9 protein-coding genes and 1 pseudogene are annotated in these 10389 nt (G+C 74.0%); 5 read left to right on the top strand and 5 right to left on the bottom strand.

The genetic code is table 11. From position 1 onward, the window contains the following. A partial coding sequence (locus tag F2B26_RS11595; RefSeq protein WP_369122548.1) for a quinone oxidoreductase family protein occupies positions 1-514 on the bottom strand: 514 nt, incomplete at its 3' end. 18 nt (positions 515-532) lie between these two features. Further along, complete coding sequence (locus F2B26_RS11600; protein ID WP_159809523.1) at positions 533-1264, bottom strand: maleylpyruvate isomerase N-terminal domain-containing protein; 732 nt, start codon at positions 1262-1264, stop codon at positions 533-535. 175 nt (positions 1265-1439) lie between these two features. On the opposite strand from F2B26_RS11600, the gene F2B26_RS11605 reads away from it, so the two are divergent. Continuing rightward, complete coding sequence (locus F2B26_RS11605; RefSeq protein WP_159809525.1) at positions 1440-2456, top strand: GGDEF domain-containing protein; 1017 nt, start codon at positions 1440-1442, stop codon at positions 2454-2456. A 46-nt stretch (positions 2457-2502) separates the two neighbouring features. On the opposite strand, the gene metX is transcribed toward F2B26_RS11605, so the two are convergent. Further along, entirely contained in the window at positions 2503-3885 is a 1383-nt protein-coding gene (gene metX / locus F2B26_RS11610) for a homoserine O-acetyltransferase MetX (RefSeq protein ID WP_159809527.1), read from the bottom strand. A 3-nt stretch (positions 3886-3888) separates the two neighbouring features. Next, the gene (locus F2B26_RS11615) at positions 3889-5208 is read right to left on the bottom strand and encodes a bifunctional o-acetylhomoserine/o-acetylserine sulfhydrylase (RefSeq protein WP_159809529.1); all 1320 of its coding nucleotides are present in this window, start codon (positions 5206-5208) and stop codon (positions 3889-3891) included. A 503-nt stretch (positions 5209-5711) separates the two neighbouring features. On the opposite strand from F2B26_RS11615, the gene F2B26_RS11620 reads away from it, so the two are divergent. Both F2B26_RS11620 and F2B26_RS11625 read left to right on the top strand, forming a co-directional pair. Beyond that, positions 5712-7082 (top strand): C40 family peptidase, encoded by a 1371-nt coding sequence (locus F2B26_RS11620; RefSeq protein WP_235929630.1) that lies wholly within the window; start codon positions 5712-5714, stop codon positions 7080-7082. A 105-nt stretch (positions 7083-7187) separates the two neighbouring features. Further along, entirely contained in the window at positions 7188-7928 is a 741-nt protein-coding gene (locus F2B26_RS11625) for an SDR family NAD(P)-dependent oxidoreductase (RefSeq protein WP_159809533.1), read from the top strand. A gap of 90 nt (positions 7929-8018) precedes the next feature. Here F2B26_RS11625 and F2B26_RS11630 read toward each other — a convergent pair whose 3' ends face one another. Continuing rightward, entirely contained in the window at positions 8019-8516 is a 498-nt protein-coding gene (locus F2B26_RS11630; RefSeq protein ID WP_159809535.1) for an inorganic diphosphatase, read from the bottom strand. 249 nt (positions 8517-8765) lie between these two features. On the opposite strand from F2B26_RS11630, the gene dacB reads away from it, so the two are divergent. Continuing rightward, positions 8766-10160: a D-alanyl-D-alanine carboxypeptidase/D-alanyl-D-alanine endopeptidase gene (gene dacB, locus F2B26_RS11635; protein WP_235929631.1), complete on the top strand. Its 1395-nt coding sequence runs from the start codon at positions 8766-8768 to the stop codon at positions 10158-10160. A gap of 40 nt (positions 10161-10200) precedes the next feature. Then, a pseudogene (locus tag F2B26_RS11640) lies at positions 10201-10389 on the top strand (zinc-dependent metalloprotease); the annotation flags it as partial.

Here is a 10389-nt window from a genome sequence, read left to right on the forward strand (position 1 = left end):
CGCCGAGCAGCACGGCCGCGGTCGAGACCCCGCCGCCGGCGCCCTGCACGAGCACCCGCTGGCCGGGGGTGGCCCGGCCGGAGCGGAACAGCATCCGGTAGGCGGTGAGGTAGGCGGTGGGCACGCAGGCCGCCTGCGCGAACCCCATCCCGGCCGGTTTGTCGACGAGGTTGGCGGTGGGCACGGCGACCTGCTCGGCCAACGTGCCGGGGTGCCGCTCGGACAGGATGCTGCGTGGCACGTCGGTGCCGGGCAGCCCCCCGACGACGGCGTGCAGCACCACCTCGCGCCCGTCGGCGGTGACCCCGGCGGCGTCGGTGCCCAGGATCATCGGCAGCCGGTCGGCACCCAGGCCGACGCCGCGCAGCGACCACAGGTCGTGGTGGTTGAGGGTGGCGGCGCGCACGTCGACCACGGTCCAGCCCGGTGCGGGGCTGGGCGCCGGCCGGTCGCCGACCTCGAGCCCGGACAGCGGGTCGTCGGCGGACTGGGCGGCTGCGTACGCGGCGAGCATGGTGGGACCGTAGCGGGGCTAGAGCACCGGCAGCATCCGGCCGAGGTCGGGTACCGCGTCCGACGGGTCGAGCGGGCGCAGCGCGCGGGCGAGCTCGTCGACGTCGTAGGGCTCGCGACCGGCCGCCAGCCGCACCCAGCGGCGTGCGTCGGCGACCTCGACCGCGTCGCCGACCCGTGCCAGCACGATGTCGAGCAGCGCCTGCGCCACATGCGCCTCCGCGGCCGGGTCGACCGGGTCGTGCGGTGCGTCGCCGCCGCGGGCCCGGTGCACGGACCGGGCCAGGTCGTCGCCGTGCACGACGAGCTCGACCAGCCGCGAGGTCACCATGGTGGACAGCAGCAGGGGCCCGCGGCGCGCCAGCACGACGAGGTCGGCCGGGCCGAGCCGGTCGAGGGTGGCGAAGGCCGCCGCGGCGCCGGCGTCGACGTAGGCGAGCGGGTCGTCGGCGTGCTGGGTGCCGAGCTCTCGGGTGGTGGCCGCGATGTCCTGGGCGCTGCGCCCGTAGCCGCCGAGGTACTCGGCCAGGGTGGCCGGCACCGCGTCCGGCGGCGCCGGGGTGCACACCGCGAGCGCTTCCATCGACCGGCCGAGGTGCACGACGAGGTCGGTGACGGTCCACCCGGCGAGCACCGACGGCTGGTCGCCGACCGGCGTGCCGACGACCTGCCCGACCCAGGCGCGCAGCCGACGCCACTGCTCGGTGAGCAGGTGGGTGAGCAGGGCGAGGTCCGTCGGGGGCTGCGTCATGGGCCCCATCATCGCGACCGCCGGCGGCCACGGGCGAGCCGGTGGCCGCCGCCCGTCCGTCACCCAGCCGGTCGAGCCGGTGTGACTCCCCCGGGTGAGATGAGCCCGGCCCGGGCCGGCGCCGGAGCGTCGGCCGATACCGTTGTCGGGCCCGGTGGCCGATGGAGGAGGACTCGTGGACGTGGTGCGCCGCGAGCCGGTCGCGGGCGAGTGGGTGCCGTCGCGCATGCTGGCGGTCGCGCTCTGGATCAGCTCGATGCTCGCCCTGCTGGCCGCGCTCGACCCGACGACCATGCGACCCGGTGCGTGGACGGTGGTGTTCGTCTCCCTCATCCCGGTGGCCGCCGTGCTCGGTGTGCTGGTCTGGCGGCAGGGGCACCGGTGGACGCCGGCGCGGATGATGGCGGTCCTCGTGCTGCTGGACGCGCTCGTCGTGGTGAGCGTGCTGGGCAACCAGGGGCGGCGCTCCGCGGCGATCAACCTGTTCCTGCTCATGGCGCCGGCGCTGTACGCGGCGGCGTCGTTGCGGAGTCGTCTGGTGCGGGTGCACGAGGTGGTGCTCGTGCTCGCCTGTGTGGTGTCCATCGGCTCGGGTCTGGAGTCTGTCGTGTCGACGTTGACCACGAGCCTCATCCCGTTGACGGGGCTCATCACGGCGTCGGAGATGGTGCTGGCCCAGCGCCGCACGCTCGAGCATGCGCTGGGTGAGGTGCAGGTGCTGTCGATGACGGACCCGCTCACCGGCCTGCACAACCGGCGCGGGCTGGACCGGGGCGTGGCCGACCGGGCCCTCACCGCGGCGTGCGGGGTGCTGCTGCTCGACCTGGACCGCTTCAAGACGGTCAACGACAGGTTCGGCCACGCCGTCGGTGACGAGGTTCTGGTCGCGCTCGCCGAGGGGTTGCGCCGCGGCGTGGGGCCCTGCGACCTCGTGGCCCGGACCGGGGGCGAGGAGTTCCTCGTGCTGCTCGACGACGTGGGGCCGGACCTGACGGCACGGGCCGAGGCCCTGCGCACCGGCCTGGACTCGGTGCTCGCGCCGTGGGGCTGCACCGTGAGCCTGGGGGCGTCGTGGGTGGTCGCCGACCCGGACCCGGCGCGGGCGCTCGCCGGGGCTGCCGACCGGGCCGACCGGGCGCTCTACGCGGCGAAGGCCGCCGGGCGCAACCAGACGGTGGTCGCACCGACCTGAGGTGCGCGGGTCATGAGGAGCGCGCTCCCGGGGCCGGGCGTCCGCGTCAGCGCGGCAGGCGGCGGCTGGGGGTCCGGTCGGCGAGGAAGTCCGAGACCATCGCGGCGACCTGGTCGTGCTCGATGAGGAACCCGTCGTGCCCGAAGGGGGAGCGCACGATGCGCACCGGTCCGCTGCGCGGGATGCCGGCGGCGATGCGCTCGGACTGCTCGCGGGTGAACAGCCGGTCGGAGTCGACCGCGACGACGAGCGCCTTGGCGGTGATCGAGGCCAGGGCGGCGTCCACCCCGCCGCGGTCGCGGCCGAGGTCGTGCGTGATCATCGAGCGGGTGAGCACGACGTAGCTGTTGGCGTCGAACCTGCGGGCGAGCTTGTCGCCGTGGTGGTCGAGGTAGGACTGCACCGCGAAGCGACCGCCTTCGAGGGGCTCCTCGCCGCCCTGCGGGATGCGACCGAACCGCTCGTCGAGCTCGTCGGCCGACCGGTAGGTCTGGTGCGCGATCTGCCGGGCGAGGCCGAGGCCGCGGTGCGGGCCGTGGCCGGCCGGGGCGTCGTAGTAGTCGCCGTCGGCGTAGGCCGGGTCGGACGTGATCGCGGCGAGCTGGGTGTGGAACGACGCGATCTGGTCGCCCGAGGTCGCCGCGCAGGTGGCGATGGCGGCGACCCGCTCCACCCGGTCGGGTGCGGTCGCGGCCCACTCGAGGGCCCGTTGCCCACCCATGGACGCGCCGATGACGAGCGCGAACCGGGCGATGCCGAGGTGGTCGGCGAGCCGCAGCTCGGCCTCGACCTGGTCGCGCACGGTGAGCAGCGGGAACCGGCTGCCCCACACCTGGCCGTCGGGTGCCAGCGAGGCCGGGCCGGTGGACCCCTGGCAGCCGCCGAGCACGTTGGCGGCCACGACGAAGTAGCGGTCGGTGTCGATGGCGGCGCCGGGCCCGACGATCTCGCCCCACCAGCCGGCGGTGGGGTGCCCCTCCTCGAGGGGGCCGGTGACGTGCGAGTCGCCGGTGAGCGCGTGCAGCACGAGCACCGCGTTGCCGCGGTCGGCGGCGAGCGTGCCCCAGGTCTCGTAGGCCAGACGTGCACCCGGCAGCTGCTCACCGGACTCCAGCACGAGCGGCCCGAGGTCGACGATCTGACGCCGTCCGGCGGGGTCGCCCTCGCGCCAGGCGGCGCTCACCGGGACGGGCCGGCCGTCCGGCTGCGAGCGCCGGCCGAGCCGCTCCTGGGCGGACGCGGCGTGGCCGCCGAGCGTCGCCGGGTGACGCCGGATCACGGGGACCTCCACCGAGGTGTCCTCCTGCACAGGGGCGAGGCTACGGGACGGGCCTGGGCGTCGCCCTGCCGGGGCGCGCAGCCGGCCGTCGGCCGACGGTGCGTCCCGGTGGTCGTCGGGCTGGGTGCCCGGGCCCGTCCCGTGGCTCATTCCTCAGGCCTCCTTGGCGGCGCGGAAGCCCGCCTCGAGGTCCGCGAGGATGTCGTCGATGTACTCCAGGCCGACGGCGAGCCGGACCAGGCCGGGCGTGACCCCGGACAGCGCCTGCTCCTCGGGCGTGAGCTGGGAGTGCGTGGTCGACGCGGGGTGGATGACCAGCGAGCGCACGTCGCCGATGTTGGCGACGTTCGAGTGCAGCTCGAGGGCCGAGACGAACGCCTGGCCCGCCGCAGTGCCACCCGGCAGCTCGAACGCGAGCACCGCACCGGCGCCCTTGGGAGCGTACTTGAGCTGGTTGGTGTGCCAGGGGCTGGACTCCAGACCCGCGTAGTGCACGTAGGTCACGTCGTCGCGCGCCTCGAGCCACTCGGCGACCTTCTTGGCGTTCTCCACGTGCCGCTCGACGCGCAACGACAGGGTCTCGATGCCCTGGGCGATGAGCCAGGCGTTGAACGGGCTGATCGCGAGGCCGAGGTCGCGCAGCAGCTGGGCGCGGGCCTTGAGGATGTACGACAGGTTGGCGCCGAACGGGCCGCCCACCCCGAGGTCCGGGCCGTAGCGCAGGCCGTGGTAGCCCGGGTCCGGCTCGTTCAGGCCGGGGAAGCGCTCGGGGTCGAGCGTGTAGTCGAAGTTGCCCGAGTCGACGATGACACCGGCGATGGCCGAGCCGTGGCCGCCGAGGTACTTGGTGGCCGAGTGCACGACGATGTCGGCGCCCCACGTGATGGGGTTGATGAGGTACGGCGTGCCGACGGTGTTGTCGACGATGAGCGGCACCCCGGAGTCGTGCGCGACGGAGGCGACGGTCTCGATGTCCAGGACGTCGGACTTCGGGTTGGGGATGGTCTCGCCGTAGAACGCCCTGGTGTTCGGGCGGACGGCGGCGCGCCAGGAGTCGGGGTTGTGCGGGTCGTCGACGAAGGTCGTCTCGATGCCGAACTTCTTGAGCGTGTGGGCGAGCAGGTTGTACGTGCCGCCGTACAGCGACGGGCTGGCCACGATGTGGCTGCCGGCCTCGGCGAGGTTGAGGATCGCCAGGGTCTCGGCACCCTGGCCGGAGGAGACGAGCAGGGCGCCGACGCCGCCCTCGAGGGAGGCGATGCGGTTCTCCACGACCTCCTGGGTCGGGTTGGTGAGCCGGGTGTAGATCGGCCCGAGCTCACGCAGGGCGAACCGGTCGGCGGCCTGCTGGGCGTTCTCGAACACGTAGGACGTGGTCTGGTAGATCGGCAGGGAGCGTGCCCCGGTGGCGGTGTCCGGCGACTGACCCGCGTGGATCTGGCGGGTCTCGAAGCTCCAGTTCTCGTTGCTCATCTTCGGTGGCTCCTGGTGCGGGAGGCGGAGCACGGAGTGCAGGTCGCAGACCGTGCGAGGTGGGTGCCTCCTACCAGGGGCTGCGCAGCCGACAGCCGACCTCTGCAGGAGGCGGGGTGTGGCGCACGGTCGAGCGAGAGCTCGATGCGGACCGGATCAGTCCGCGGGCACAGCCGAGCGTGCGCTTGTCAGCAACACATTCGGCAGCACGTCATGGCGGGGAGCGTAGGGCAGTCCGTCCGCCGGCCGACATCCCGGTCTCGTTCTGTGAGACGCGATCGACCGCGGGTGGGGCGCTCTGCCGGGATTGCGCGCATTTTCGACCGCCTGGACAGAAATGACATCGATGTGATTCCTGGTGCACGTGTGACAGGAGTTCACTGAAGTGACCGAAGTGAGTAGCGTCGAGTGATGTTCGGCGCCTTCAGGTCCGATCGACTCTGGTCGATATGACCGGAGAGCCACCGCACGGCCGTCCGGGTCGGATGAGGAGCCAGATGCACATGCGCAGGTCAGCAGCCCGCACCGGGGGTGGGCTGCGCCGTGCCGGTGGGCGTTCGGTCACGGCGCTCGTCGCGGCCGTCGCCGCGCTCCTGCTCGCCTCGGCCCCTGCGCTCGCCGACAACGCGAACCCCAGCGACCAGGACGTGCAGAAGGCCAAGGCCGCGGTCGACTCCGCGAGCGCCTCGGTGGCCGCCATGGAGGTCACGCTCGCGCAGCTCGCCGCCGCGGACGACGCCGCGCAGATCAAGCTCCAGCAGGCCGGTGAGGCCTACTCGCAGGCTCAGGACGCGGCCGACGCCGCCGCCGCCGACGCCCAGCAGGCCGCCGACCAGTCGGCCGCCGCGGACCAGTCCGCCGCCGCCGCCCGTCGCACCCTCGTGGCGCTGGCGCGTGAGATGACCCGCACGGGTGGCTCGTCCGAGGCGATCGAGTCCTTGCTGTCCGCCGACGGTTTCTCCGACGTCGCCGAGCGCACCGCTCAGCTCGACCAGGTCACCGGCAAGGCCGACGAGGCCGTCCAGGGCTACAAGGCGGCTCAGCTCGTCTCGCACACCATGGCGGCCCGTGCGAAGACCGCGGCCGACCAGGCCAAGACCGCCCAGGACACGGCGGCGCAGGCGCTCGCGCAGGCCCAGCAGCTGCAGGCCCAGACCGCCGCGCAGGTGGCCGCGGCCGACACGCAGCGCCAGCAGCTCGTGGTGCAGCTCGCAGCTGCGCGCGCGACCAGTGTCGCGGTCGAGCAGCAGCGGCAGGCGAACATCGAGGCCCAGCGCCAGGCCGCGGCCCAGGCGGCCGCGCAGAAGGCGAGCCAGGAGGCGGCGGCCCGGGCTGCGGCCGCCGCGGCCGCGTCGAAGCCGAGCCCCGGGACGTCAGGTGGCTCCGGCTCGTCCGGCTCCGGTTCCTCCGGGTCGTCGTCCGGCGGGACCTCGTCCGGTGGGTCGTCCTCCGGAGGGTCGTCCTCCTCGGGTGGCTCGTCGTCGGGTGGCTCGTCGTCGGGCTCGGCCGGTGCCGGTGCCGCGGCGGTGGCCTGGGCCAGGGCCCAGGTAGGCGCCGACTACGTGTGGGGCGGGGCCGGACCGGACGTCTACGACTGCTCCGGCCTCACCATGCGGGCCTGGGGCTCGCAGGGCGTCTCGCTGCCGCACAGCTCGAGCGGCCAGTACCGGCGCGTGGCCAAGATCAGCACGTCGGACCTGCGGGCGGGTGACCTGCTCTTCTGGGGCACCGACCCCAACGACCCCGGCTCCGTCTACCACGTGGCCATGTGGGTGGGGAACGGAATGATCGTCGAGGCGCCGGTGCCGGGTCTGCAGGTCCGGGTGACCTCGATGCGCTGGGGCGGCACGATGCCCTACGCCGGTCGTCCCTGACCTTCCCTGACTGCGCCACCCGGGACCTCCACCTCTCGAAGCCCCTCGCCTGCCCCACCACAGTGGAGGCAACCCCACGGGGCAACGGGATCGAGGGAGATTCGGATGAACCGGTTCGAGGGACGCACGGTCGTCGTCACAGGCGCGGGTTCGGGGATCGGGCTCGCGACCACGGTGCGGCTGCTGGCCGAGGGGGCTGACGTCGTGGCCACCGACGTGGTCGCTGCCCGGCTCGACGCCCTCACCCAGGAGCACGGCGGGGACCACCTCGTCACCGTGGTCGGCGACGTGGCCACGGCGAGCACGGTCGACGCGCTGCTCACCGCCCTCGGCGGCCAGGTCGACGCGCTGGCCAACGTGGCCGGCATCATGGACGGCTTCCTGCCGCCGGCCGAGGTCGACGACGCCACCTGGGACCGGGTGCTCGCGGTCAACCTCACCGGTCCGATGCGGCTGTGCCGGGCCGTGCTGCCGCTCATGATCGCCGCCGGCAAGGGGACGATCGTCAACGTGTCGTCCGAGGCGGGGCTGCGCGGGGGTGCCGCCGGGGCGGCCTACACGACGAGCAAGCACGCGCTCATCGGCTACACCCGGTCGATCTCGGCCTTCCACGCCCCGCAGGGGGTGCGGGCCAACGTCGTCGCCCCGGGTGGGGTGGCCACGAACATCGAGGCACCGTTCCGATCGGCGTACGCCGGGGAGCGTCTGGGGCCGCTGCTGCAGGTCGTGCCCCCGGTGGCCGCGCCGCAGGACCTGGCGGCGGCCATCTGCTGGCTGCTGTCGGACGACTCGGCGAACGTCACCGGTGCGGTGCTGGCGAGCGACGGCGGCTGGTCGGCCCTCTGACGTCGTGCGCCCAGACCCGACACGCAGCGAGGCCCGCCGACCAGGTCGGCGGGCCTCGCTGTCACGGGTGCCGGCTGCGGCCGGTGGCGGTCAGTGCTGGTAGTAGCCGGCGTCGATCGCGCGCTGCCGCGAGCGCTCGATCTCCTCCTCGGCCTCGGCCCGGCCCACCCAGTGCGCACCCTCGACGGACTTGCCGGGCTCGAGGTCCTTGTAGACCTCGAAGAAGTGCTGGATCTCCAGGCGGTGGAAGTCCGAGACGTCGTCGATGTCCTGACGCCACGCGGCGCGCTGGTCACCCGTCGGCACGCAGAGCACCTTGTCGTCGCCGCCGGCCTCGTCGCGCATCCGGAACATGCCGAGCGCGCGGCAGCGGATGAGGCAGCCGGGGAACGTCGGCTCCTCGAGCAGCACGAGGGCGTCCAGCGGGTCGCCGTCCTCGCCCAGCGTGCCCTCGATGAACCCGTAGTCGTCCGGGTAGCGGGTCGAGGTGAACAGCATGCGGTCCAGCCGGATGCGTCCGGTCGCGTGGTCCACCTCGTACTTGTTGCGCTGACCCTTCGGGATCTCGATGGTCACGTCGAAGTCCACGGTTCCTCCATCCCCGCCCGCGCGGGTCAGTCCGGCGCGCCGTGCGCAGCCGGGGTCGTCTCTCGCCGGACAGTAGTCTGACGCACCGGCATGCGATGACGGGGCGTTCGGGTGGCCGGCCCCGCGTCGAGCGCCGACCGGGGAGGCCGCCCCACGACCCTAGCCTCGTGCGGCGGTGACACGGCGAGCGGTATCACGAGCGGCACGTACGGCAGCACAGGAGAGGATCCGATGGCATCGGCTCGGCGGGTGATCGGCACCGCAGGGCTCGTCGTGGTGCTCGCCGTCGGCGCCTACGGCACGCTCGACGCCTACGACCTGGTGCCCGGGCCGCTCACCCTGGCGGCGCCGGTCCCGGACCCCGCACCCTTCCCCACCGCACCCGGCGCAGTCGTCGGTGGTGCACCGACGCCGGCGCTGTCCACGCTGGCACCGGACGCAGCCCAGCCGCAGGCCGCCGCCGTGCAGGCCGCGGTGGGCTCGCTGCTGGCCGACTCCCGCGTGGGGTCGAGCGTCGGGGTCGCCGTGCTCGACCAGCTCACCGGCGACGTGCTCGGCTCGGCGCAGCCGGACGCCGGCCGCACCCCGGCCTCCACCGCCAAGCTGGTCACCGCCGTGGGTGCGCTGGGGACCCTGGACCCGGCCCGCACGCTGAGCACCTGGGCCGTGCGCCAGGGCGACCTCGTCGTGCTGGTGGGGGGCGGTGACGTCATGCTCGGCGAGGGTGCGGGCGACCCCACCGCGGTCGACGGGCGGGCGGGCCTGGGTGACCTGGCCGCCCAGACGGCCTCGGCGCTCACGCTCGCCGGGGTCTCCACCGTGCGGCTCGGGTTCGACGACTCGATGTTCACCGGGCCGACGACGAGCCCCGGCTGGGACCCGGGCTACCTCACCTCGGGCTTCGTGGCACCGGTGACCCCGCTCGAGGTGCACATCGGCAAGTACGACGCCAGCACGGAGTACGGGCGTCGCTACACCGACCCGTCGCTCGCTGCTGCCCGGGTGTTCGCCCAACGGCTCACCGAGCTCGGCATCACCGTGACCGGGACGCCGACGCGCACCACCGCTCCCGGGGACGCGCTGCCCCTCGGCGAGGTCCGGTCGGCACCGCTGCGGGACGTCGTGGGGTACTTCCTCGACACCTCGGACAACACCGTGACCGAGGCGGTGTCCCGGCTGGTCGCGATCGACCAGGGGCTGCCGCCCTCGTTCGACGGTGCCACCGCGGCCGTGCTGCACGCCGTGTCGACCCTGGGTGTGGACGTCGCCGGGGCGCACCTCACCGACGCCTCGGGCCTGGCGTCGGGGTCGTCGCTGTCACCGATGCTGCTGGCCGGGATCGTGCGGGCCGCGACCAGCCCCGACCACCCGACGTTGCGCTCGGTCGTGGCCGAGCTGCCGATCGCCGGCCTCACCGGGACCCTCGACGACAGGTTCACGTCCTCGGCGGCCCGCGGTCTGGTGCGTGCCAAGACGGGTTCGCTGCCGAACGTCACGTCGCTGGCCGGCACCCTCGTCGACGCCGACGGACGGGCGCTGGTGTTCGTCGTCATGGCCGACGCCACCCCGGACGGCGGCCAGGACCCGCCGCGGCGGGCGATCGACGGCTTCGTGTCCGGCCTGGCGGGCTGCGGCTGTCGGTGACCCGCTGCGTTCGTCGCGGAGCCGCCGTTACGGTGGGGCGATGAGCGCACCTGTGGACTTCGACGCCGCGGGCGACATCGCCGGGCGCCTCGCACCGCCGGGCCCGAGGGCCGACGGAGCGACGCTGTCAGCCCTCGTGCACGACCTGCGCACCAGCGCCGGGCGCGCCGCCGAGCACGTCGCGACGATCAGCGGGCTGGTGCCGGCGGACGGGCGCGAGCCGGTGGAC

The organism is Cellulomonas citrea (assembly GCF_009829685.1).
Taxonomy (GTDB): Bacteria; Actinomycetota; Actinomycetes; order Actinomycetales; family Cellulomonadaceae; genus Cellulomonas; species Cellulomonas citrea.